The sequence below is a fragment of the Mesorhizobium sp. M0848 genome (assembly GCF_040319805.1).
In the GTDB taxonomy this organism is placed as follows: domain Bacteria; phylum Pseudomonadota; class Alphaproteobacteria; order Rhizobiales; family Rhizobiaceae; genus Mesorhizobium.
On record NZ_JAMYOM010000020.1, the window covers coordinates 71,773 to 96,397 of the forward strand.

The window sequence follows — 24,625 nt, forward strand, 5'->3', positions numbered from 1 at the left end:
TGCAGCACGTGCAGCTCGGAAGATGAAGTTATGTAGGAAACAAGACGCTTTGCTAAGGTTCATCGCAAGGCCCAAAGAAATTCAAAACCCTGACCCGTCGACGTTGCGCCAATTCCTCGCGTCGCCACGGTAGGAAAGGTCCCATTTGGTTTCCGCGATTTCCTCCCAATCGCGTAGCAATTCGAAATCGAAAGGATAGCCAGCGATAGTCAAAGCATTTGCGTGTGCAGCCAGGACCAGGGTCAGGTTACCAGGGCCTGTCGTTCCTTGAATTTCTGGGAGCGGATCATCACTCAGCAGTTTTCTAGTGGCGCGAGCAAGTGCCTGAACCAGGACGGGGTGCCGCGCCGGAGCTGCGATCGGATCGTTGTTGACATAGAATACTCGCCCCTGTGTAGGCAGATCAGCCCCCCAAATTTGAGAAGCTGGCACCATCCTGCTGGTCGCCAAGTCGTAGCAGAGCGGCTGTATCTTCAATTTGCCGTCATCGAATATGCGTCGCCAACCATCACCCAGCAGCACGTCATCGGCATCCACGTACATGCCCCCCTCTGCGAGCACGAAGCACATCCGAAGATAGTCGCTGCGCATCGCCGGGTGCCGACAACGAGCGAATGCTGCGATTTCCCTGGGCCCGTACCAGTCTGCGATATATTCCGCGGCGGAGGCATCATCAAAAAGCCGAAAGAAGAATCCTTCATCGCCAAGTCGTTTCCAGCTGTCGAGACAGGCCCGAACGTCGTCGGGGAGATCGCTATGGTCGTGCCAGTACTGGATAAGCGTTTTCGGGATTGACGAGGAATTGGAAGTGGCGACGATTGCTCCGTGCGTTGATCGATCCATCTGCCGCAGAGTGATCTGGCGGATGCAGGTTGATCGAAGTGTCTCATCGTTCTCAAAGCCCGGTGGGTAACTCTGCATTTGTCTCATCTCACACGGGCTTCCTGTCCGAACTCCTGAGATACCCTTGATAATGTTCAGATGACTTGAGAATGTAAGATTTCCCTTCAAGCACAAACCCGTCAAGACCATGGTCTGTAACGTATGCGTTCAGATCGATGATGTTGTTGATGAATCCCTTTCCATTGAAATTCAAAGATGTGTTGCACAACACCCCAAAGCCTGTCCTTTCTTTGAAGGCGGCCAGAAGGTCATGAAGACGGGCGTTTGAGACGGGTGTTACTGTTTGAATGCGGGCCGTCCCGTTCACATGCGTTACTGCTGCCAGTGCATCAGTCGTCGTGCGATACGTGAACAACATATAGGGGCTATCGTGGTCACAGCCGAACCAAGCTTCGGCATCATCTCTCAAGCAAACGGGTGCTATTGGGCGGAACTGCTCTCGTTGCTTGATTTCGTTCAATCGCACCCTGGTGTCGTCTCGAAATGGAGCAGCCAAGATTGATCTATTGCCAAGCGCACGTGGGCCGATCTCGTACCTGCCGTTGACCCATCCTAGAATTAGGCCGCCGGCTAGGAGATCGGCAATCTTCGTATAATCGATATTGTAGACGTCGTACTTGCTCGCATCGAAACGCCCCCGTTCTTGGAAGGCCAAGCCTGAGTACAAATCCCAACCTATCTTCGGATTGCCCGTGAAGTGCAGCTGAGCGTCGATCGCGGTGCCTATGGCGGAACCGGAATCGTTCGCGACAGGTGGGACAAAAACCTCCTCGAACAGTCCCGTTTCCACCCATTTCGAATTCCAGTCGCAGTTAAGGCCACAGCCGCCTGCAATGACTAGGGGCAGGCCCCTCTTCATGTTCGCTCGCGCGAACTTGTGAAAAATGTCGAAGATGGCATCGCTGTATATGCCAGCGAAGTTGCGAAACTCTGGATCGTCGAGTCCTGAGTTTAGATGCGGGGCATTGTCGATGTTTTCGTAATCGCTTAGCTTCCTGTATTGGCCATCGAGCAGAAACCGGAGCAATTTCTTCTCCTCGATCGTGGGCTGGTTGCGCGTCGAGAACGACGCAAGAGCCATAAGTTTCCCAGCATCCGTGGCGCGAGGATAAGGCCCATCTTTCGGGAAAGTCGGGTCTGCTAGGCCGTAGAGCATTCCATATCGATTGCCCGGTTGTTTCAGGACGTCGCCGAGTGGCGTAATGTGGAACTCTGCATCCACTTCGTAGAACGCCCCGATATCTCCTTCCCAAACCAGTGCATAAAATGGGGTGCCTTTGGGGATGCGGGACATGCCGAATGCGCAAAGAATATGGGAGCGCTCATGGGTTGACGAAAAATAGTCGACTTTACCTTTGAAGAAGCGGCCCTTCTGGATGATCGACTGATCGGTCGAAATACCCCGGTATCCAGAATTCCTTAGTGATCCGAATAGATACTCATGGTGATCATAGGGCCACCAGCCTCCCATGCAGATGACGTCCGGCAATTCTCCGATCTCTCCGATAGAATCCAAGACGTGGGAGATGGACAACTGAGAATTTCGGTAGTGCGAGTCTTTCTCCGACTCGATCGAGAACATCAGGCGCGCGTCCTTTAGGTAGACAACTGCGCCATCGTGACCTGGATTGTAGGATAGTATATTCAAGAACCAAGCCCTCACAGGTGCTAATAGCTGTTTGTGCGAATCGCCTCGCAAAGAAAACTATCTTGCACGATTTCCAACAGGGCCGCAGATTATTTCAATCTCGCCATCTGAACCGCTTGCAGCAGCTTAGCGGCACGAATTCGTTACAACTGCCGCTTTGAGCGGAGCAACAAAAGAGTGAAAAAGCGCGAGTAGAACGTGGATGTTGAATCTATACCTCTAACGCCTAGTTGCGAAGCCATTGCCAGATCCACCGCATCTCTTGTTCGCGGGCATTGATGTATGGCCAATATTAGTCGATTCGGTCAGAAATGAATTGCTCCGAACCTCATGATCCCACAAGTTCCGAACGCGCTATATGTCTTCCAAAGTCGCGCAAGGCAATTTGCCCGCCGATGTTTGAACCAATGGGCGATCTGCCTCAGGCAAACAGTTGATCCGAGCCTATTGCCCATCACACAAGGTTCTTGGTAACGCCGTCGCCGCCTTCAACCCGACCGAGCGACGCACGGGAAAGACGATCATCCGCGTTCGTCCGTGAGCGACACGCGCCTATCGGTGCGCGTGGCCGGCCGGCGCTATTCGGATCGGCTGCCGCAGCCGATCGACGCGAGGGGCGCCAAGGGCTGTATCTGCCTCTATGTTCCCTTCACGATTCTCGGTTTGGCCGGTCGGCGGGATTGAGCCGCGCTCTCAAGGGCCAAGGCCAGCTGCTTCTCGTCTTGGATGGCGCGATCGACTGCCTCAATTTCCTCTTGGAGCGCCTTCAGCTCGGCTCCGTAGCTGGAGCCGTCACTGTCCCCGATCTGAAAGCCACTTGCCCGCATTGCGCCAAAAGCCGCCATTCCGCTGTCGGCCTAAATGCCGCCGCGCGGCAATGCGCCCAATCTCTGCTTCAGACCCGCACTATTGTGTCTCGAAAGCGGCGATTTACCCTAGGGTAAATCGTGACGGGCAATGGTGGGAAGCGGACTGGCGGCTTTCGAAGTGCGCCCTACGAAGTCAGATGTCCACTCAATGGCCAGATCATGGATTTATTACACGCATCCAATATAATGGCGCAAGCTCCGCAGCCGGAGCGGCGCCGCAGAGCCCGCCAGCACTCGTTTCGGCTTCCGCGGGCCTTGGTGCCTCTCGCCGGCCTGGATTAGCAGCTCGTCTGAGCTCAAGCACGGAACTCTCCAGCGCCTCCTTATCCAGATCAACCCTAATCAACTATGATGTTACATGTCAGTCTGCTAATGTAATAGGAACAAGCCGCTCACCGGCCGGTGGTTGGGGAGGATCCAAGTGCGAAGCCGCTGGACCATTCTTACTGTTTTGTTTGTCGCTCGTGCCGCCTTCGCCTTTCAATTTGGGAGCGTAGGGCCCGTCGCGCCGCAGCTCAGCCGAAGTCTCGGTGTGAGTTTGGCCGATGTCGGTATCCTTATCGGCATCTATTTTGCGCCGGGCGTCCTGCTTGCCTTGCCCGGCGGGACGATCGGCCGCCGCTATGGTGACAAGACGACGGTCCTCGCCGGGCTGCTGATGATGCTGGCAGGCGAATTAATGATGACCTCGTCGGCGTCATGGAGCATGCAGATCGCAGGCCGACTGATTGCCGGCACTGGTGGCATACTCTTGAGCGTTCAGATGACCAAGATGGTCGCCGACTGGTTTACTGGCCGGGAAATAGCCACAGCGATGGCCATCTTCGTCAACTCGTGGCCGGCTGGCATCGCAATCGCGCTCATGCTGTTGCCAGCGATCGGAGAGAGGTTCGGGCTCCATGCCGTCAACCTTGCTGTCGCAGGCCTGATTCTGATCGGATTCGGCTTCATCGCCTTTATCTATCGTTCGCCGGCCACCCCCGTTTCTGCGGAAGGCGAGCGCGGCAGTCTGACCGCAAAAGCGATCTATGCCGTGATTGTAGCCGGCTCGATCTGGTGTCTCTATAATATCGGTCTTGCAATGATCTTCAGTTTCGGACCATCGATGCTCGTCGAGCGAGGCTGGTCCAGCACGGCAGCTGGATCGACGATTAGCATCGTGCTCTGGCTCGCTGTGCTCTCGGTTCCTTTCGGGGGCTTCCTCGCCGACCAGACCAAACGCGGCGACGCCGTGGTCGTCACAGGCTGTATCGCCTTCGCGCTGCTGACGCTGCTCCTGTCGCGAAGCGACGCGGTGCTTCCCATCGTCGTTGCGCTTGGGATCGTCTGCGGCCTGCCCGCCGGCGCGATCATCAGCCTGTCTGCGCTTGTGCTCGAGCGGAAGACGCGGTCGATCGGAATGGGAATATTCTACACGGTTTTCTATGCCGGGAGCCCGGTTGGACCGGCGATCGGTGGAAAGCTCTCGACGTGGCTGGGCGGCGCGAGCGCCGCGCTCGACTTCGGCGCCGCCGTGCTCCTGGTTTGCCCGGTCATTCTGTGGCTCTTCCGCCGTATTGTTGCTGGTGAGATTCGGCCGGCCGTTTCAGCGACATAAACGCGCGAGCAGGGCTTAGCGATGTGACGCTGGACAGCGGCGAACGGCGGTTTCCGACGATTGCTCGAGCCGCGATTGGTTTGCGCTGTGGCGCGGGATGCTCGATCAGACCCTGGAACACCAGAGCAAGTAAATAAGATGGAAAATGTTCGGACAAGCGATGTCGGCGCTTCACCAATGACCGGGATTGCATCTCGTTTGGCTCGTCCCGGCTTGAGCGGAACGACCGCATTGCGCGGTTTGCTCCCAATAGCTGACAGTTCGCTGCCGGCCCCATGAGCGGCAGTGTCCTGCGACGTTCTTCTCTCTCGGCCAATCACGGCCGAGGAGAATGACATGGGCCATTCTCAATTTGACGATGCCAGCCGCCAGCACGCAGCCTGGAATGCTGGGAAGAAGGTCGGCACCAAGCGTCCTTTCACCCAGAAGCAGATTTGGGCTATTCGCTTTTTCCTCGATCGCGAGAGGCGCGTTCGGGACCGTGCGCTATTCGATCTGGCAATCGATAGCAAGCTTCGCGGCTGTGACCTGGCCAAGGTCAGGATTCGCGATGTCGTCGCCGGACCGGAGATAAGGACCCGCGCGATCGTTGTTCAGCAAAAGACGGGGCGGCCGGTTCAGTTCGAGATCACTAACGACGTGAGAGCCAGCCTTCTGGTTTGGCTCCAACGACGTGGAGGCTCGGTCGAGGATTTCCCGAGCCGTCGTCGATCATGCACGCCACATGAGCACAAGGCAGTACGCGCGCCTGGTCGACGAATGGGTGACCGCGATCGGTCTGCGTTCGGAGGAGTATGGAACGCACTCGCTCCGACGTATCGCGTAACTAACACGCCAGCCCGAAGCTGCCTGGCGGATCGCCAGTTCTGCCGTTTGGCAACACCGAAGGAATGGCCGGTCCCCACCCAGTAACTACTGTGTTGCGAACGGTAAGAATGGGTCGGTTGCTGCCGCTGTGCCAATCGCGGGCGAAATGGGGTGGATTGCGAAACGGCGGCTTTCGGGCAGGATGCGACCCGAAGTAGAACTTCAAGAATATGAAGTCATCAGGCCTGGAGTATCGTGATGGATTTTGAAGCGGGCGTTGTTTTGGTTGTCGGTGCTGGGTTCGCGAAGAATGCAGGCTTGCCATTAGCCAGCGAGTTTACCGAGCGCCTCTTGGATTTAGATGGTCTGAAGGATAACGGACCTAGCGCCGCGCAGGCGGCGTTCCTCCGGGAATTCGTGGATAAAACCTTCAACGATGGTTCCACTACCCCTGATGACAAGTGGCCGGAACTTGAGGACATTTTTACTCTGGTCGACCAGTCTGCCAACTCCGGGCATCACCTCGGGCCCCTTTACTCTGCGGCAGATCTTCGCGTGGTTCGGCGGGCGATGATTGTCCGTATCGTCCGAATGCTCCAGCAGGCTTACAATAAGCAATTGAAGCGCCGTGGCGCGGATTCGAAGCTGCTCAACGCTCTGTTTGATGGCCTCAAATTGGATAACACGGCCGTCTTGAGTATGAATTGGGATATGGTCTTCGAAAGAGGCATCGAGTTGCGGCAAGAGGTACGCAACGTCGAGTACGGCTGCAATGCCACGCCGACGCGCCTCGAAGATGACGTTGTGCGCAGAAGACGCTCGGCAGATTTGGGGACAAAGACGCTCCACCTTCTGAAGCCACATGGATCGATAAATTGGCTTTACTGCGACGCGTGCCGCGAATTGTTCTGGGTGCCGTCAACTGACACGGAGCGTGTGGCGCAGACCCTGTTTCAAGAGAGAGACTGGCGCGCCGTATTTGGGCCATCGCATAAGGGCTCGTTGCCCAAGTCAATAAAGCCTCACTGTCCGCATTGTGGTTCACAGTCACTCGGCACGAGGATAGCAACTTTCAGCTATCGCAAAGCGCTAGATTTCGCAATGCACGCTGCAACTTGGCGGACCGCGGAAGCACATCTGAAAACTGCGATTCACTGGGTATTCTTCGGATACTCCATGCCGCCTGCAGACTTCGAGTTCAAATACCTACTCAAACGCGTTCAACTGACCGAGGTATCCCACCCGATATTACCGTCATAACGGGCGGCAGCACGAAAGCGGCGGAAGAAACTATACGCCGCTACAAGCAGTTTTTCGGCGATGGACCAGGCGACCGACACTACGTTCGTGAAGGGTTGACAGACGAGGTCGTCCGCCACCTTAGAAGCATCGAAGCTCTAAATCCGGTGAAGCGCGCACGCCGTTCACGCACGAGGTCGTCGTCCCGGCCTTAGTAAAAATCGCGGGCGCTTGCGTAACCGATCCAACAGCAGCTATCGGGATGTTCAGCCCCAATCGTAAACGGCTGAAATTGGGTCGACTGTAGAACGGCTGCTTTCTGCGTAACCGTCGCGAAGACCTGACAGTCCGGTCCCGGCCCCAACAACGTCGTTCCAGTTCTCGACCAGCGCGCGGTCTTGGTACCGTGTCGAAAGGTTTGATCGCACATGCCGAAAATGTTTGCATGGCGCAATAAGTTTATATCGGCTCGTATATGGGAACTGCCGATATGGGAGCCTATATAGCGGTAAATTGATATATAAACGTATATTGACACCCGTCATATACGGTCCTATATCGGGCTAGCTCATGCAGAATCGTATAGGCCATGAAGATCAGAACAGCTCGCGACATTGGTATCCTGATCAAGGAGGCCCGCACCCGGCGCGGCCTGTCCCAGGCTGCCTTGGCCAAGGTGATCAACACCACGCAGACGTGGGTGTCGTGGATCGAGAACGGCAAGCCCAGCGCCGAGATCGGCAACGTGCTGCTGGCGCTGACCACGCTTGGTGTGGAACTGGACTTTCAGATCCCGACGGCGCCGACGGCGGCTGCTGATCATCATCATAATGCCGATGAACGGCATGTCGACGATGATGACGACGAGATTCCCTACAAGCTCTAGGTGACGATGATCATGGTGAACCCCATCGACACCCTCGACGTCCATATCGCTGGCAGACCGGTTGGGTGGCTCCACCACCTGCAGGGCGGCAAGCTTTCGTTCTCCTATCACGAGGCATGGATGGAGGGCCGGGTGGCGATCCCGCTCTCCCTGTCCATGCCGACGATCACCAGGACCTACGAGGGCAAAGTCGTCGAGGCATTCCTCTGGGGTCTGCTGCCGGATAATGAGCAGACCCTCGCCAGATGGGCGCAGAGGTTCCAGGTCTCCGCGCGAAACCCGTTTGCCCTGCTCAAGAATGTCGGCCGCGACTGCGCCGGCGCCGTCCAGTTCCTTCCTCGTGGCGACCAGGTTTCCCGCGGCGAGAACGTGGAGTTGCTCACCGAGGCGCAGATCGGCGACCGCCTGCGCGACCTGCGCAAGGATGGTGCAGCGACCCGGCGAATCGGCGATCCTGGTCAGTTCAGTCTCGCTGGTGCGCAGGCAAAGACGGCGTTCCATTTCGACAAGGGCAGCAATCGCTGGGGGATCCCTCTAGGCGACACGCCCACGACACACATCTTCAAGCCGCCTTTGCCGCACTTGCACGGGCATACCGAGAACGAGCATTTCTGCCTGCAGCTTGCATCCAAGCTCGGCATGGACGCTGCACATAGCCAGGTTCTCGACTTCGCAGGCGAAAAGGCGATCGTTATCGAGCGCTACGACCGCCGCAACATCGACGGCAAGACCATCCGCATCCATCAGGAGGACATGTGCCAGGCCCTGTCGGTGATGCCGACGCTCAAGTACGAGAACCAGGGTGGGCCAGGTATCACAACGATCTCCAGAAAGGTGCTGTCGGCCTCCCTCGACCCCGTCCAAGACCGTCAGATCTTCATGGCCGCGAACGTCTTCAACTGGATCATCGCCGGCACGGACGCGCATGCAAAGAACTACTCGATGCTGCTCGGTGCCCAGGGCGAGGCCCGCCTAGCTCCGCTCTACGACATCTCCTCCATTCTGCCGCACCTCGGGGGAGAGATCCAATCTGAGATGCGCGACCTTAAACTGGCGATGAAGATCGACAGAGTCTATCCCATTGAGGAGATCATGCCGCGCCACTGGGGGCGCTGTGCGTCCTCAGCAAAGGTTGGCAGCGAGTACACGGTGCGGACGATCCGCCATCAGCTCGCGGTGATGCCCGATATGGCATCGGAGTGCGCCCAAGAGCTTCGCCAGGAGGGGATCATCCATGAGATCGTTGGTCGCCTCGTCGACGCGATCGCGACGCGCATCAAGGGCTTGTCCCGGATCTATGGAGAGGAATGTTGTGGAGGTTAAAGTCGGGCAGGGATAGCGGATCCACGGACTAATGCCGGCGAAATGGACGGACCGCACACTGCCCACGGGATTCTCGCTCTAATAGCGCCCCGGCTCCGGGCCGGGTAGATGGCCGGTTTCGGAACCGGCCATCGGCAGCTTCCCGCCGAACGCGGTCAACTTTCTCTCCAGAAAATCTGACAATGCGGGCCTACGATTTGGCGTCGAGTTGTGGCGTTTTTCGACGGTCAGTATGATTCCGGCGGTTGGAGATTTGTATCCGCGTTTGATGAACGGCCGCTGTTGGGTTCAAAGTGGATGGTCGCGTTGGTGTGTGGACAGCAGGCTTGCGGCGTCCCTCGATTGGATCACCCGCAGGTTTTTGCTCTTGAGTTCATCCAGATAATCGGCCCACCACTGCATCATCTTGACGCGCTCGTCCCAATGCTCTGCCCGGGCGTAGGCGCGCCGAACGTCGTTGTTTTCAATGTGGGCCAGCTGCCGCTCTATCGCGTCCGGATGCCACTTGCCGCATTCGTTCAGCAGAGTTGATGCCGTTGCTCGAAAACCATGCGCGGTAGCTTCTTCCTTGCTATATCCCATACGACGCAGTGCGGCGTTGAGCGTATTGTCGGAAATCGGACGCGAAGCCGATCGAACACTAGGAAACAGCAGCAATCCACCACCAGAGATTTCCCTCAGTGAAGTCAGGACGCTGATCGCCTGCTTTGACAGGGGTATGCGGTGCGGACGTCGCATTTTCATGCGTGCTTCAGGGATGGTCCATACCGAGCTTTCAAAATCGAAATCTTCCCATTCAGCGGAGCGAAGCTCGCCGGGGCGGGGAAACATCAGAGCCATCAGCTTCAGACCGGCTCGGGTTGTAGGCTGTCCGTCAAATGCATAGATCGCCCTCAGCAAACCGCCCAAGGCCTTCTGATCGGTAATCGCGGCGCGAGGCGTTACCGTCGGACTGATGAGTGCGCCTCTGAGGGCGAAGGTCGGATCTGTCTCGGCGCGTGCGGTGGCGATTGCGTATCGAAACACGCTGCCGATGGTGGAGCGCAGTCGCCTGGCCGACTCGTATCGACCGCGAACCTCAACGCGACGGAGGGCGGCAAGGATGGTGGCCGTATCGATCTCCCGAATGCACTTATCGCCGATAATCGGATAGGCAAAGTCGAGCAGCCATTTGACCTTGCTGATCGTCCGGTCGGCACGTCCCTCCTTCTTTAGCTTGTCGACATATTCGTCCGCGATTGAGCGAAAGGAGTCCTTAGCCGAATCAGCCTTTTGCAAGCTGCGTTCCTTTCCAGGGTCGACGCCAGCTAGCAGGAGCCTTTTAGCATCATCGCGCGCCTCCCGTGCCTCGGCGAGAGAGATAAGGGGATAGCTGCCCAGCGCGAGCAGTTTCTGCTTGCCCTTAAAGCGGTAGGCGACCCGCCAGAGGCGAGAGCCCGTGGGCTGTACCCATAGCTGCAGCCCGCCCCCGTCAGATAATTTCACGAGCTTGGAAGCAGGGCGGGCATTTCGACATTTCACGTCGGAGAGGGGCATTCGTCAGGTCTCCCTTAGCTGTTTCGATACCATCAGGATGTCGAATACCAACGGAAATACCATCCCCCCGCCTCGTTGGACCAAATGCTCCTGAAGCGCTCCCTGTCCCGCTTAACTGCGCAATGCGACTGCAAAACATCAACAATTCCAGGCGCTTGCAGAAGCTGCAGCGTAGAAGGTTCGGTGAAAGGGAGTGTCGGGAGAAGGGGGGATGGTGCCCAGAGGCGGATTCGAACCACCGACACGCGGATTTTCAGTCCGCTGCTCTACCAACTGAGCTATCTGGGCCTGTTCCGGCAAACGAAAACGCGTTGACCGGATTTCATCGAGGCGCCGTGGGCGCCCCTTGAAAGCGCGTGGGTTATAGCACGGGAATTCGGCCTGTCCAGCGCCTAGTGGGCGATTTCGGGCAGGAAAAGCGATGCCGTGCGGTGCCCCGGTTTCCATGCCGCTTGCAGGCCGGAATCGGGCACGGCATGGCACGATGCGGCCTTCGCCATCCCTGTCCGTGCCGCTATTGCCGGCTGACATGCCGTGGCACTGCCTTTAGCCGGCGATCGAGGCGCACCAATGCATTTGCGGCTCAGACGCGCCACTGGTCGCCGCCGCCTATCTGACGCCGGTCACGCCGCGGCGAAAATCGGAGGGCGACATGCCGGCGAGCTTGCGGAACGACTTGTTGAAGGCGCTGAGCGAGCCGAAGCCTGAATCCATGGCGACGCGCAGCACATTGGCGTCCTGATGCATCAAAAGCGCCTGCGCATAGCTCAGCCGCAACAGATTCACATACTCGTTGAGCGTCATGCCGGTGGATTTCTTGAACAGGCTCATGGCATATTTGGGATGGATGTCGGCGGCCGCCGCGATGTTCACGCAATCGATGTCGTAGAGGAAGTTTTCGGCGATGAAATCGCACATGCGTCCGACATTGCGCGACGATTGCTGGTCGAAGGGGCTGCCTGTTTCCTGGTCGGTCGGAGTTGCGGATACCAGCCGGTAGGGCTCGAACCGCACCCGCTCCAGCCGCAGCAGCAATTCGTTGACGGCATGTTCGGCCTTGGCCTGGTCGCCGGACCGGGCGTAGCGGTTCCAGCGCTCGAAATTATGGTTGTCGGACTGGTCGGTGGCTGATGTCACCAGTGTCGCGCCGGTCATCAGCCGGTGCCTTATATCGGTGGGCAGGTGCAGCCGGAAGAAGTGCACCAGTGGCAGATGCGCCCCGGCATAGATGGCGTCGTCGGACAAATCGTCCATCTGGTGCGGCAGGCCACCCCAGAACAGGCACATCTCGCCGGCCGAAAGCGAAATCTCGTGGTCGTTCATGAGGTAATGCACGCTGCCGCGCACGATGAAATTAACCTCGACCTGGGCGTGCCAGTGCGGCTTGAGCATCACCAGCGGATTGGTGTGAAACATCTGCAGGAGCAGCGGCAGGCCTTCCACGCTGCTGGCCCCAGGCTGGTAGAACGGCCGTTCAGGCATCTTACTTTCCGCCAATTTCATATTCCCTTTGACGGCGACAGGCCTTGCCCACTGCATAGTCTAGCCACGCTCACAGTGAGAGAGCAAATGAATGGGAGGATTTCAATGCGCATCACAATGACCTGCGCCGCGCTCGCGCTTGCCCTGGGCTCAGCCCCGGCCTTCGCGCAATCCGGCGAAATCACCATCTGGAGCTGGAATGTCGCGGCTTCATCGCTGAAGGCGACCATTGCCGGCTTTAACAAGCAATTTCCCGACGTCAAGGTCACGGTCCAGGATCTCGGCAACCAGCCAACCTACGACAAGTCGATCGCCGGCTGCGCCGCCGGCGGCGTAGGCCTGCCCGACATCGTCACCGTCGAGAACGGTGAGGCCGAGAATTACTGGAGCCAGTTCCCCGACTGCTTCGTCGACCTGCATACGCTGGGCTACACAGCCGACGACCAGAAAAAGTTCCCCGATTTCAAGCGCACCGAGCTGGAAGTGGGCGACAAGGCCTACGCAATGCCGTGGGATTCCGGCCCGGTGGCCGCCTTTTATCGCCGCGACTTCTACGAAAAGGCCGGCGTCGATCCGACTTCGATCAAGACCTGGGATGATTTCATCGCCGCCGGCAAGAAAATCCAGGCCGCCAACCCAGGCGTCTCGATGACCAATGCCGATTTCAACGGTGACTCGGAATTCTTCCGCATGATCTCCAACGAACAGGGCTGCGCCTATTTCTCCGAGGACGGACAATCGATCACGGTCAACCAGCCCAAATGCGTCGATGCCATGACCAAGGTCAAGGAGATGAAGGACGCCGGCATCATCTCGTCGGCCGACTGGGGCACCAAGATCACCAACAACACCGCCGGCACCGTCGCCACCCAGATCTATGGCGGCTGGTATGAGGGCACCATTCGCACCGAATCTGCCGGTGAAAACGGCAAATGGGGCGTCTATCTGATGCCGAGCCTCACCGCCGACGGGCCGCGCGCCGCCAATCTCGGCGGTTCCTCACTGGCTATCACCTCGGCGTCGAAGAACAAGGAGGCCGCCTACGCCTATCTGAAATACACGCTCGGAACCAATGAAGGCCAGATCACGATGCTGAAGGAGTTCGGCCTGGTGCCGTCCCTGATCTCGGCGCTTGACGATCCCTATGTCGCGCAAGGCCTGCCTTATTGGGGCGGCCAGGCGGTGTGGAAGGACATTCTCGGCACCTTGCCGAAGGTTGTTCCGAGCCGCGGCACGCAGTTCCAGAGCGACGCCGAAATCATCGTCCGCGCCGTGCAGACCAAGTATCTGGCCGGCGGCTACCCCGACGCCAAGACGGCACTCGACGATGCCGCAAGCCAGATCGCGGCGGCAACCGGACTGCCCGTCAAGTCATAACCTCCCAAGCCGGGTCCGGGACAGGCGTTTGCGCCGCCCGGACCTGGTCGCGGCCTGTGGGGTTCTCCCACGGGACCTGTATTTGCTGGCAAACCGGCTCCGCTGCTGCGAGGGCCATGGCCGAAGCGGCAACGAAATGAAGGAGGAGGAAGATGCGCAATCGCAACGCCACGGCCTATCGCTTCCTCACGCCCTATCTGCTGATCTTCGCGATCTTCTGGGTATGGCCGATCATCAGCTCCTTCATGATTTCCTTCCAGGCGACGCGTACCGTGCCGTGGCGGTTCGCGCCCGGCTTCAACTGGGGCCGGTTGATCGGCGATCCGGCCTTCTTCAACGCCCTGAAGAACACGCTGCTCATCCTTGTCATCCAGGTGCCGGTGATGATCTCGCTGGCGCTGGTCATGGCGGTGCTTTTGAACTCGCCGCTCTTGAAGGCGCGCGGCCTCTACCGCTTTGCCTTCTTCGCCCCGGTGGTGGTCGGCGAGGTTGCCTATTCGGCGGTGTTCCGGCTGATGTTCAACCTCGATTTCGGCATCATCAACAAGCTCCTGAACAGCATCGGCCTGCCCAAGATCGACTGGTTTTCCAACGTCACGCCGGCGATGGCGCTGATCATGATCGCGGTGACCTGGCGCTGGGCCGGTTACAACGCCATCATCCTGCTCGCCGGCATGCAGTCCATTCCCGAAGATGTCTACGAGGCGGCGACGCTCGACCGCGTCAGCAAGCTCAAGCAGTTCTTCTACATCACCCTGCCGCTGCTGAAGCCGGTCATCGTGTTCTGCCTCGTGCTGTCGATCATCGGCACCATGCAGCTGTTCACCGAGCCCTTCCTGATCACCGAGCGCGGCGGGCCGGGCGGCGGCACGGAGACGCTTGGCCTGCTGCTTTACCGCCAGGGCTTTCGGTCGCTCAATTTCGGCTACGCCTCGGCCGTGGCCTACACCATGGCCGGGCTGGCGATCGCCATCACGCTGGCGCAGCTGTGGCTGACGAGGGAACCGAAATGAGTTCGCGCTCCGCAGCCAGATTGGGACGCAGCATCGCTCTGCATCTGTTCCTGACGCCGCTGGCGCTGATCTGGCTGTTTCCGTTGTGGATGATGGTCGTGTTCTCGACCATGCCGGACAACGGCATCTTCAGCCCCGGCATCGAGCTGTTGCCGCACGGCAATTTCATCGACAATTTCAACAATCTGCAGCGTGACACCAACTTCGTCGGCGCCATCGGCATCTCGGTATCGGTGGCGGTGACTTACACATTCCTGTCGGTGCTGCTGACGTCGATGGCCGGTTGGGCTCTGGCCCGCTACCAGTTTTTCGGCAAGGGCGCGGTTGTCGCCATCATCCTCGGCACCATAACGCTGCCCTATGCGGTCGTGCTGATCCCGCAATTCATCATGGTGGCGCGCGACTTCAAGCTCGCCAACACCTGGGTGGCGCTGATCGTCCCGCCGCTGTTCAATTCGCTCGGCGTGCTGTTCATGCGGCAGAGTTTTTCGATGATGCCGGACGATCTCTTCGATGCGGCGCGCGTCGAGGGCGTCAAGGAATGGCGCATCTTCCTCTTCGTCGCGCTGCCTTTGGCGCGGCCGATGCTGGCCGCACTCGCCATCATCCTGTTCCTCGCCTCCTGGAACAATTATCTGTGGCCGCTTTTGATCAACAGCCAGCCGGGTTCGATGACAGCACCCGTAGCGCTCGGCACGCTGATCGGCCTCACCAAGGTGTCATGGGGCGGCATCATGGCGGGTGCGGTGATGCTGACGGTGCCGATGCTCGTCGTCTTCGTGCTGCTGCAGCGCCATTTCATCGCCGGCATCGCCGCCGGCGCGGTCAAGTAAGGGGCAGCATGGCAACGGTCACGCTTAACAGTGTCGTCAAGCGCTTCGGCGTCTTCGAGGTCGTCCATGGCGCGAGCATCGACATCAAGGACGGCGAGTTCGTCGTCTTCGTCGGCCCCTCCGGCTGCGGAAAATCGACGCTGCTCAGGATGATCGCCGGGCTCGAGGACGTCAGCGGCGGCGAGATCGCCATCGGCGGCAAGGTGGTCAACGATGTCGAGCCGGCCGACCGCGGCATCGCCATGGTCTTCCAGTCCTACGCGCTCTATCCGCATATGAGCGTCGAACAGAACCTCTCTTTCGGCTTGCGCATGACCGGCAATCCAAAGGCCGACACCGAACGGCGGGTGACGCGGGCGGCCGAGATCCTGCGCATCAGCGAATTGATGGACAGGCGCCCGAAAAAACTCTCCGGCGGACAGCGCCAGCGCGTCGCCATCGGCCGCGCCATCGTGCGCGAACCGCAGGTGTTCCTGTTCGACGAGCCGCTCTCCAACCTCGACGCCGAATTGCGCGTCCAGATGCGCGTCGAGATCTCCCGGCTGCACAAGGAACTCGGCACGACAATGATCTATGTCACGCACGACCAGACCGAGGCGATGACGCTCGCCGACAGGATCGTCGTGATGCGCGCCGGCCATATCGAGCAGATCGGCCGGCCGCTCGATCTCTATGACAACCCCGACAATCAGTTCGTTGCGGGCTTTGTCGGGTCGCCGAAGATGAACTTCATCAAGGGCCGGGTTGTCGGGCACGATGCGGGTGGCGTCGTGGTCGATCTGGCGGGTCAGGAGAAGACCCGCATCACGCAACCGCTGACCGGCGCTGCACCCGAAATGGGCAGCCCAAAAATCGGCAGCAAGGTCATTGTCGGCGTGCGGCCCGAACATTTCGGCAATGCCGGAGAGGGCGACGCCGACCTTGTGGTTGCCATCGACGTGGTCGAGCACCTGGGCGGCACAAGTTTCCTCTACGCAAGAACGGCCAATGGTGACGACGTGGTGATCCAGCGCGACGCGACAAAGGTCCCCGACACATCAGAGATCACCGTTTCAATCCGCAAATCCTACCTGTTCGACGAAAAAGGACTGCGGCTGCGCTGACCGGCCGCCGTTTCCAGCCTTCAAGGAGAATGACAATGACCGCAACCACGCCCATTCGCTGGGGCATCCTCGGACCGGGCAGCATCGCCCAGTCCTTTGCCGGTGGCGTGGCCGATTCGCGCACCGGAAAGCTGGTCGCCATCGGTGCCCGCAATCCCGCCAAGCCTGGCCTCGCCGAGAGTTTCCCCCGCGCCCGCATCCTCGATGGCTACGATGCGCTGCTTGCTGATCCCGAAATCGATGCCGTCTACATTTCGATACCGCATCCCGGCCATGCGCAATGGGCGATCAAGGCGGCCGAGGCAGGAAAGCATGTGCTGTGCGAAAAGCCGCTGGCGCTGACCGCCTTCGAGGCCGACGCCATGATGCATGCCGCGCGCAAGGCCGGCACGTTTCTCGGCGAAGCCTTCATGTACCGGCTGCATCCGCAGACGCTGAAGCTGGTGGAACTGATCAGATCGGGCGTCATCGGCGAGATCAGAATGATCAAGTCGAGCTTTGGTTTTGCGATGCCGCGCTTCATGCCGGAGCACCGGCTCTACGCCAACGATCTCGCCGGCGGCGGCATTCTTGACGTCGGCGGCTATCCCGTCTCGATGGTGCGGTTGATTGCCGGCGCCGCGGCCGGAAAACCCTTCGCCGAGCCTGACAAGGTGGTCGGTACTGCCCATCTTGGCCAGTCCGGCGTCGACGAATGGGCCTCGGCGCTGCTGCAGTTCCCGGGTGGCATTGTCGCCGAAGCCTCCTGCAGCATCTCGCTCAACCAGGACAATGTTCTGCGCATCCTCGGCACCAAAGGCCGCATCGAAGTGCCGGACTTCTGGTTCGCCGGCGGCAACCGCGACGTTGGTCTCGGCCAGATCGACGTCATTGCATCCGATGGCACGCGCGAGACCATCAGCGTCAACGAGAAGCGCCATGTCTATTCCTTCGAGGTCGACGCAGCCGGTGAGGCCATCCGCGCCGGCGGCCAAGAATTCGCCTGGCCGGGCATGGCATGGGCGGAAAGCCTCGGCACGTTGCGCGTGCTGGACAAATGGCGGGCGGCCGCCGGCCTCGAATACGGGATCGAGAAGGCCCAGCAGCGTACCAACACCATCTCCGGCCGGCCTTTGCGATCGGGCGGCACGGCGATCGCCAAGCGCACGATCCCTGGCCTGTCGAAGCCGGCGTCGGTGCTGGCGCTCGGCTTTGAGGATTTCCGCACGTTTTCCTCAGGCTCGATCCTGCTCGATGCCTTTTTCGAGGCCGGCGGCAATCTCTTCGACACCGGTTACGTCTACGGTGGTGGTTATACCGAGAAGCTGCTTGGCGAGTGGTTGAAAAACCGTGGCGTGCGCGCGCAATCGGTGGTCATCGCCAAGGGCGCGCATTCACCGCTCTGCTATCCCGATGTGATCGGCAAGCAGCTCGACCAGTCGCTCGAACGCCTGCAGACCGACCATGTCGATGTCTACTTCATGCACCGCGACAATCCGGATGTGCCGGTCGGCGAATTCGTCGATGCGATGGATCGTGAGGTCAAGGCCGGCCGCATCCGCGGCCCGTTCGGCGGCTCGAACTGGACGATGGAACGCATGGATGAGGCGATCGCCTATGCCGAACGCACCGGCAAGCAAAAGCCCGGCGCGCTGTCCAACAATTTCTCGCTGGCTGAAATGCTGGAGCCGATCTGGGCAGGCTGCGTCACGTCCTCCACGGATGCATGGAAGGCCTGGCTGACATCCAGGCAGATGCCGAATTTCGCCTGGTCGAGCCAGGGGCGCGGCTTCTTCACCGATCGCGCAGGTCGGGACAAGCAAGACAATGAGGAACTGGTGCGGGTCTGGTACTCCGAGCGGAATTTCGGTCGCCGCGACCGGGCGATCGAACTTGCCGCGAGACTGGGCAAGAGCCCGATCCAAATTGCGCTGGCCTATGTGCTCGCTCAGCCCTTCCCATCCATCCCGCTGATCGGGCCACGCACGCTGGATGAGTTGGACGACAGCCTGCGCGCTCTCGACATCACGCTTTCGCAAGCCGATCTCGAATGGCTGGATGGCGGCAGTCTGCGCGCTGCCTAGCTGGCTGCCGGCTTAACGGTCGCGGCGTCAGGTCTCGTCATCAGGCGCCCTGACGCCACGCCTGGCCGGAGTCCGCAAATTGGCGTACATGCCTGTGGTGCGGAATTGGCTCGGCGTGATGCCGTAGCAGCGGCGGAAGACCTTTGAAAAGTAGTTCGCGTCCTCGAAGCCGCACAGGATAGCGACCTCCTTCACCGGCAGAAAATCCGCCTTGGTCAGCAGCTTCGCCGCGCGTTGCAGACGCTGCTGCAGCACGAACTCGGCAGGCGGCAAGCCTTCGCTTTCAGCAAAACAGCGTGAGAAATGGGCCCGGCTGAGGCCGCTGATCTGCACCAGATCCGCCACCGGCAGCGGCTTGTCGAGATTTGCGTTGATGTGATCGATGACCGGCTGCATAACGCTCTGTTTTTCGGCAAAGGCATGGGAGCCGAAGACATCGTCATAGAGCGCCATCGCAGCCTCGTAGGCTATCGCCGAAGCAGCGCCCGGCGAAGCGGCGCCTTTGATCAGGCGCAGGCTGCAATCGGCAAGATGATCGATCGTCGCCGGCTGCAGCCGAAATACAGGACCCGAGACGCTGAGGATCGACTTGTGAATGCGCAACGCCTCCTCGCCGTTCATCGAAATCCAGAAATACTCCCAGCGCTCGTCCTCAGCCAGCCAGTAGCGGTGGTTGTGCGGCACCAGCACCAGCAATGTGTCGTTCTTCTGCAGGCGGTAATTGCGGTTCTCGTAGCGCAGCCGGCCAGTCCCGCTGATCGTGTGCTGGAGCACGGTGAACGGCGTCTGGCCGCGCTTTCGCCCATCCCAGTCGTAGATCTCGTCCTCGCGCACTTCATAGCCCGTGCTCGTCGGCATGGCATGCAGGCGCTGGCGGCCGCGCGGCAGCGAGATCGTGCGCATGGACTGTCCGTTTTGTATCAAATCCTGCAGCACAAAATTACCCCCGAAAGCATAATCCTTCTCTGGTCGCGCTCGCGAATAAGCGCATAATCCCCGTCGAAAAGCGAGAGAGATCCGCAGTCGAGGAGCGGACGGGGAGGTTGGCGAGCCCGATTCCGGCTTGTCCTGCATACATGTCGGCATGTGGCTACAGCTTCCCATTGTCATTCCTTGCCTGCAATTCGAAGTGGAATGAGGTGCGGCTGATGAGTTTCAAAATCGCTATCATCGGCGCGGGCAGCGTCGGCTTCACCAAGAAATTGTTCACCGACATCCTGTGCGTGCCCGAATTCGAGGACATCGAATTCGCGCTGACCGATGTCAGCGAGCACAACCTTCAGATGATCAAGGCGATCCTCGACAAGATCGTCGAGGCAAACAGATTGCCGACCAGGGTGACGGCGACGACCGACCGCCGCCAGGCTCTCGAAGGCGCTCGCTACGTCATCAGCTGCGTGCGGGTCGGCGGTCTCGAAGCCTATGCCGACGATATCCGCATTCCCCTGAAATATGGCATCGACCAATGCGTCGGCGACACGATCTGTGCCGGCGGCATTCTCTATGGCCAGCGCAACATCCCGGTGATCCTGGATTTCTGCAAGGACATGCGCGAGGTCGCCGAGACGAACGTCAAGTTCCTGAACTACGCCAACCCGATGGCGATGAACACCTGGGCGGCGATCGAATACGGCAAGGTCGACACTGTTGGGCTCTGCCACGGCGTCCAGCACGGCGCCGAGCAGATCGCCGAGGTGCTTGGCGCCAAGTCCACGCAGGAGCTCGACTATGTCTGTTCCGGCATCAACCACCAGACCTGGTTCATCGGCCTGCGCCTGAACGGCCGCTCCATCGGCAAGGACGAACTGGTGGCTGCCTTCGAGGCGCATCCCGTCTATTCCAGGCAGGAGAAACTGCGCATCGATGTCCTGAAGCGCTTCGGCGTCTATTCGACCGAAAGCAACGGCCATCTTTCCGAATATCTGCCCTGGTACCGCAAACGTCCCGACGAGATCACGCGCTGGATCGATATGTCCGACTGGATCCATGGCGAGACTGGCGGCTATCTCCGTTACTCCACCGAAACCCGCAACTGGTTCGAGACGGAATATCCGCAGTTCCTCGAAGCGGCGTCCAAGCCGATCGACCGGGAGAAGCGCTCCAACGAGCATGCCAGCCACATATTGGAGGCGCTGGAGACCAACCGGGTCTATCGCGGCCACTTCAACGTCAAGAACAATGGCGTGATTACCAACCTGCCGCAGGACGCCATCATCGAGTCGCCGGGCTTCGTCGACCGTTTTGGCATCAACATGGCCGCCGGCATCACGTTGCCGGAAGCCTGCGCCGCCACCTGCATCGCTTCGATCAACGTCCAGCGCATGTCGGTGCATGCCGCGATATCAGGCGACATCGATCTTCTGAAGCTCGCCGTGCTGCATGACCCATTGGTCGGCGCGGTTTCGACGCCGGAGGAGGTCTGGCAGATGGTCGACGAAATGGTCGTCGCCCAGGCAGCCTGGCTGCCGCAATATGCCCATGCGGTTCCGGCCGCAAGGGAGCGGCTGTCGACATCTCAGGTGAAGACCCGCGAGTGGGCGGGCGCCGCACGGCGCAGCGTTCGCTCGATCGAGGAATTGCGCGCCGAAAAGGCCGCGCTGAAGCAAGCCGGCTGAGACGGGCCGGCTGAAAATTCATGCGGTGATGGTGGATCCATGGGAGGCGGATCCACTGCCACGAAGCCGTTTGAATTCGAGAAGAGGCGGAGCGGGTGCAAACGCTCCGGACAAACAAGAGGGAGAGAGACCGTGAGGAATTTACGCAATATCGGCCTTGCTGCCGGACTGACGCTGAGCGTCTCGGCACTCAGTGCTTACGCTTCCGAGCCGACGGTTCCGCCGGCGCCGACACCGTTTCCCGCCGAAGGCAAGATCAACTATGTCGCGCGAGACTCGATCCTGGAGTTCAAGCCGCTCCCCGAATATCACGAGCCCGACTGGGTCACCGAGAAATACGTCAAGACCGGCAAGCTGCCGCCGGTGAAAGACAGGCTGCCGAAAGATCCGCTGGTCTTCAAGACAGGCAACATGCAGGACGGCATCGGCGTCTATGGCGATACGATGCGCCACGTCATCGGCGGGCGGCCGGAAGGCTGGAACTACGGCGCCGGTCAGACGCAAGGCTGGGGCGGCATCGACATCGGCCTCTCCGAATGCCTGACGCGCACCGCCCCGCTGTTCCAGGTCGAGGCCAAGGACACCGAGCCGCTGCCGAACCTGGCCAGGAGCTGGGATTGGTCGAGCGATGGCCACAAGCTGACCATGCACCTCATCGAAGGAGCAAAGTGGTCGGACGGCGTGCCGTTCAACGCCGACGACGTCATGTTCTACTGGGACGACGAGGTGGTCGATCCTAACGTCTCGCCGCTGAATGGTGCGACGCCGGAAACCTTCGGCGTCGGCACGACGCTGAAGAAGATCGACGACTACACCGTCGAATGGACCTTCAAGGATGCCTTCCCGAAACAGTACCTGTATGCCATGGCCTACGGCACCTTCTGTCCTGGCCCCGCGCACATCCTGAAGCCGCAGCATCCGAAATACTCGAAGAACACCTATGATCAGTTCAAAAATGCCTTCCCGCCGGAATTCATGAACATGCCGGTGATGGGTGGCTGGGTGCCGGTCGAATACCGGCCGGACGACATCATCGTCATGCGCCGCAATCCCTATTACTGGAAGGTCGACGAAAAGGGCAATCAACTGCCCTATCTCAACGAACTGCATTACAAGCTGTCGACCTGGGCCGATCGCGATGTCCAGGCGGTGGGCGGCGCGGCCGATTTTTCCAATTTGGAGCAGCCGGAAAACTTCGTCGCCTCGCTGAAGCGTGCGGCAGAGGCGAACGCGCCGGCCCGTCTTGCTTTCGGCCCGCGGCTCATCGGCTACAATCTGCGCTTTAATTTTTCCGCCAATGGCTGGGGCAATCCGGACGAACGCGGCCAGGCGATCCGCGAGCTGAACCGTAATGAGGATTTCCGCAAGGCCGTCACCATGGCACTCGACCGCAAGGCGCTCGGCGACTCGCTGGTCAAGGGGCCGTTCACCGCCATCTATCCCGGCGGCCTGTCTTCGGGCACCAGCTTCTATGACCGCGATTCGACCGTCTACTACCCCTTCGATCTCGAGGGCGCCAAGGCCGAACTCGCCAAGGCCGGCCTCAAGGATACGGACGGCGACGGCTTCGTGAATTTCCCTTCCGGCACCGCCGGCGGAAAGAACGTCGAGATCGTGATGCTGGTCAACAACGACTACACGACCGACAAGAGCCTTGCCGAAGGCGTCGTCGCCCAGATGGAAAAGCTTGGGCTGCGGGTCGTCCTCAACGGGCTCAACGGCACCCAGCGCGACGCTTCGCAATATTCCGGCCGCTTCGATTGGCTGGTCCGGCGCAACGAACAGGAACTGACGTCGGTGGTGCAGAACACCGTGCAGCTTGCCCCGATCGGCCCGCGCACCAGCTGGGACCATCGTGCGCCGGAGAATGGCGAGGTCGATGTGATGCCGTTCGAAAAGGACCTCGTCGACATCGTCAACAAGTTCGTCTCCACCCAGGACAATGACCAGCGCGCCAGCCTGATGAAACAATTCCAGAAGATCTCGACGGAGCACGTCTACAATGTCGGCCTGACGGAGTATCCCGGCGCGTTGATCGTCAACAAGCGTTTCTCGAACATTCCGCAGGGCACGCCGATCTTCATGTTCAACTGGGCCGAGGATTCGATCACCCGCGAACGGGTCTTTGTCGCGGCCGACAAGCAGGCGAAATACGAATTGTTCCCGCAAGAACTGCCCGGCAAACCCGGCGAGAAGGGGCCGATGAATTAGGTTTACCTCCCTGACTGAGAGACCTCCGGCCGCGCCGCTGGCGCGGCCGGACAAACCAACCTCCGGACGCAACCAAGGGCGCGGTCGGCGAGACGAGGAAACGAACCGTCCATGCTGCGATTCCTGCTCACGCGAATAGCGTCGGCAATCCCGGTCCTCGCCATTTTGAGCCTGGCCACATTTGCCATCATCCAGGCGCCGCCGGGCGATTATGCCGACTACATCCGCTCGCAGGCGATCAACCAGGGTGGAGCCTCCTTCGCCGAGGCCGACGCGCAGGCAAAGGCCTACCGCATCGAGCATGGTCTCGATAAGCCGCTGCCCCTCCAGTATCTCAACTGGATCGGCGGCATCGTCACCCGCGGCGATTTCGGCTACAGCCTCTACTACAACAAACCGGTCGCCGATGTGGTCGGAGAGCGCCTGCCGCGCACCCTTCTCCTGGCGCTGGTCTGCCATCTGCTGGCTTCGGTGCTGGGCATCACATTCGGCATATGGGCGGCGACCCGGCAATACACCTGGATCGACTCGGCGCTGTCGGCCATCTCCTTCCTCGGTATGACGGTGCCGCGCTTCCTGATGGCGCTGATCATCGTCTATCTCCTGGTCTTCCAGTTCAACGTGTCGGAGATCGGCTCATTCTTCTCGCCGCAATATGGGGGCGCGCCGTGGTCGTGGGCCAAATTCGTCGATCTGGTCAAGCATGTCTGGCCGGTGGTGGCGATCGCGACTTTCGGCGGGCTCGCCTACAATATGCGCGTCATGCGCGGCAATCTGCTCGATACGCTGAACGCGCAATATGTCGAGACGGCAAGGGCCAAGGGGCTGACCGGCGCCGCTGTCGTCATGCGCCACGCCGTGCCTAACGCACTGCACCCGCTCATCATGTATCAGGGTGTGGTGCTGCCTTACATGCTGACCGGCGAAATCGAGACGGCGATCATCTTCGCGCTGCCGACTGTCGGCCCGGCGATCGTCGGCTCCATGGCTGTCGGCGATGTCTATGTCACCGCCACCTTCATGATGGTGCTGTCGGCGACGCTGATCGTCGGCAACATCATCGCCGACATGCTGCTCGTCCTGCTCGATCCGCGCGTGCGCCAGTTCGGGGAGCGCTGAG

The 24,625-nt window shown here is 59.8% G+C and carries 17 protein-coding genes, 1 tRNA gene and 1 pseudogene; 13 read left to right on the forward strand and 6 right to left on the reverse strand.

All coding sequences use genetic code 11. The annotated features are described in order from the left end of the window. Positions 1-81 precede the first annotated feature (81 nt). Complete coding sequence (locus tag NKH95_RS22380) at positions 82-930, reverse strand: glycosyltransferase family 32 protein (RefSeq protein ID WP_352893219.1); 849 nt, start codon at positions 928-930, stop codon at positions 82-84. A 1-nt stretch (position 931) separates the two neighbouring features. Then, on the reverse strand, positions 932-2,485 hold the full coding sequence (locus NKH95_RS22385; RefSeq protein ID WP_352596025.1) for a carbamoyltransferase C-terminal domain-containing protein: 1,554 nt from the start codon (positions 2,483-2,485) through the stop codon (positions 932-934). A gap of 1,356 nt (positions 2,486-3,841) precedes the next feature. Here NKH95_RS22385 and NKH95_RS22390 point away from each other — a divergent pair. The 5 genes and pseudogenes from NKH95_RS22390 (at position 3,842) to NKH95_RS22410 (ending at position 9,272) form a co-directional block, all read left to right on the forward strand. Further along, positions 3,842-5,017, forward strand: a complete 1,176-nt coding sequence (locus NKH95_RS22390) for an MFS transporter (RefSeq protein WP_352596019.1) — start codon at positions 3,842-3,844, stop codon at positions 5,015-5,017. Positions 5,018-5,353: 336 nt separating this feature from the next. After that, positions 5,354-5,834: pseudogene (locus NKH95_RS22395) on the forward strand (tyrosine-type recombinase/integrase); the annotation flags it as partial. A 248-nt stretch (positions 5,835-6,082) separates the two neighbouring features. Next, on the forward strand, positions 6,083-7,084 hold the full coding sequence (locus tag NKH95_RS22400) for a hypothetical protein (protein WP_352893222.1): 1,002 nt from the start codon (positions 6,083-6,085) through the stop codon (positions 7,082-7,084). 568 nt (positions 7,085-7,652) lie between these two features. Continuing rightward, the gene (locus NKH95_RS22405; RefSeq protein ID WP_023701836.1) at positions 7,653-7,949 is read left to right on the forward strand and encodes a helix-turn-helix domain-containing protein; all 297 of its coding nucleotides are present in this window, start codon (positions 7,653-7,655) and stop codon (positions 7,947-7,949) included. Between the two features lie 12 nt (positions 7,950-7,961). Further along, positions 7,962-9,272: a type II toxin-antitoxin system HipA family toxin gene (locus NKH95_RS22410; RefSeq protein ID WP_352893226.1), complete on the forward strand. Its 1,311-nt coding sequence runs from the start codon at positions 7,962-7,964 to the stop codon at positions 9,270-9,272. A gap of 288 nt (positions 9,273-9,560) precedes the next feature. Here NKH95_RS22410 and NKH95_RS22415 read toward each other — a convergent pair whose 3' ends face one another. From NKH95_RS22415 to NKH95_RS22425, 3 genes are all read right to left on the reverse strand, one after another. Continuing rightward, a complete protein-coding gene (locus NKH95_RS22415) occupies positions 9,561-10,808 on the reverse strand; it encodes a tyrosine-type recombinase/integrase (RefSeq protein WP_352893227.1) in 1,248 nt (415 codons plus the stop codon). A gap of 212 nt (positions 10,809-11,020) precedes the next feature. Further along, a tRNA-Phe gene (locus NKH95_RS22420) sits at positions 11,021-11,096 on the reverse strand. A gap of 321 nt (positions 11,097-11,417) precedes the next feature. Further along, positions 11,418-12,311 (reverse strand): helix-turn-helix domain-containing protein, encoded by an 894-nt coding sequence (locus NKH95_RS22425; RefSeq protein WP_196815295.1) that lies wholly within the window; start codon positions 12,309-12,311, stop codon positions 11,418-11,420. Between the two features lie 84 nt (positions 12,312-12,395). Here NKH95_RS22425 and NKH95_RS22430 point away from each other — a divergent pair, with 84 nt between their 5' ends. The 5 genes from NKH95_RS22430 to NKH95_RS22450 all read left to right on the forward strand — a co-directional run bounded on the left by NKH95_RS22430 (position 12,396) and on the right by NKH95_RS22450 (position 18,679). Further along, on the forward strand, positions 12,396-13,667 hold the full coding sequence (locus tag NKH95_RS22430; protein ID WP_023809274.1) for an extracellular solute-binding protein: 1,272 nt from the start codon (positions 12,396-12,398) through the stop codon (positions 13,665-13,667). Between the two features lie 152 nt (positions 13,668-13,819). Next, the gene (locus NKH95_RS22435; protein WP_023809272.1) at positions 13,820-14,680 is read left to right on the forward strand and encodes a carbohydrate ABC transporter permease; all 861 of its coding nucleotides are present in this window, start codon (positions 13,820-13,822) and stop codon (positions 14,678-14,680) included. Next, positions 14,677-15,513 carry a carbohydrate ABC transporter permease gene (locus NKH95_RS22440; RefSeq protein WP_023809271.1) on the forward strand — a complete coding sequence of 279 codons (837 nt, stop codon included), beginning with the start codon at positions 14,677-14,679 and terminating at the stop codon, positions 15,511-15,513. The genes NKH95_RS22435 and NKH95_RS22440 overlap by 4 nt, the downstream gene beginning before the upstream one ends. A gap of 8 nt (positions 15,514-15,521) precedes the next feature. After that, complete coding sequence (locus tag NKH95_RS22445) at positions 15,522-16,616, forward strand: ABC transporter ATP-binding protein (protein WP_352611466.1); 1,095 nt, start codon at positions 15,522-15,524, stop codon at positions 16,614-16,616. Between the two features lie 35 nt (positions 16,617-16,651). After that, positions 16,652-18,679, forward strand: a complete 2,028-nt coding sequence (locus NKH95_RS22450; protein WP_352611467.1) for an aldo/keto reductase — start codon at positions 16,652-16,654, stop codon at positions 18,677-18,679. A gap of 27 nt (positions 18,680-18,706) precedes the next feature. Here the strand turns inward: NKH95_RS22450 and NKH95_RS22455 are convergent, their stop codons facing one another. After that, on the reverse strand, positions 18,707-19,615 hold the full coding sequence (locus tag NKH95_RS22455) for an AraC family transcriptional regulator (protein WP_352441087.1): 909 nt from the start codon (positions 19,613-19,615) through the stop codon (positions 18,707-18,709). Positions 19,616-19,827: 212 nt separating this feature from the next. Here NKH95_RS22455 and NKH95_RS22460 point away from each other — a divergent pair, with 212 nt between their 5' ends. From NKH95_RS22460 to NKH95_RS22470, 3 genes are all read left to right on the forward strand, one after another. Continuing rightward, positions 19,828-21,294 carry an alpha-glucosidase/alpha-galactosidase gene (locus NKH95_RS22460; protein WP_352441086.1) on the forward strand — a complete coding sequence of 489 codons (1,467 nt, stop codon included), beginning with the start codon at positions 19,828-19,830 and terminating at the stop codon, positions 21,292-21,294. A gap of 132 nt (positions 21,295-21,426) precedes the next feature. Then, positions 21,427-23,505 carry an ABC transporter substrate-binding protein gene (locus tag NKH95_RS22465; RefSeq protein ID WP_352798981.1) on the forward strand — a complete coding sequence of 693 codons (2,079 nt, stop codon included), beginning with the start codon at positions 21,427-21,429 and terminating at the stop codon, positions 23,503-23,505. Between the two features lie 111 nt (positions 23,506-23,616). Continuing rightward, positions 23,617-24,624, forward strand: coding sequence for an ABC transporter permease (locus tag NKH95_RS22470; RefSeq protein WP_127296635.1), 1,008 nt, complete (start codon positions 23,617-23,619; stop codon positions 24,622-24,624). The last annotated feature ends 1 nt before the right edge of the window (position 24,625 follow it).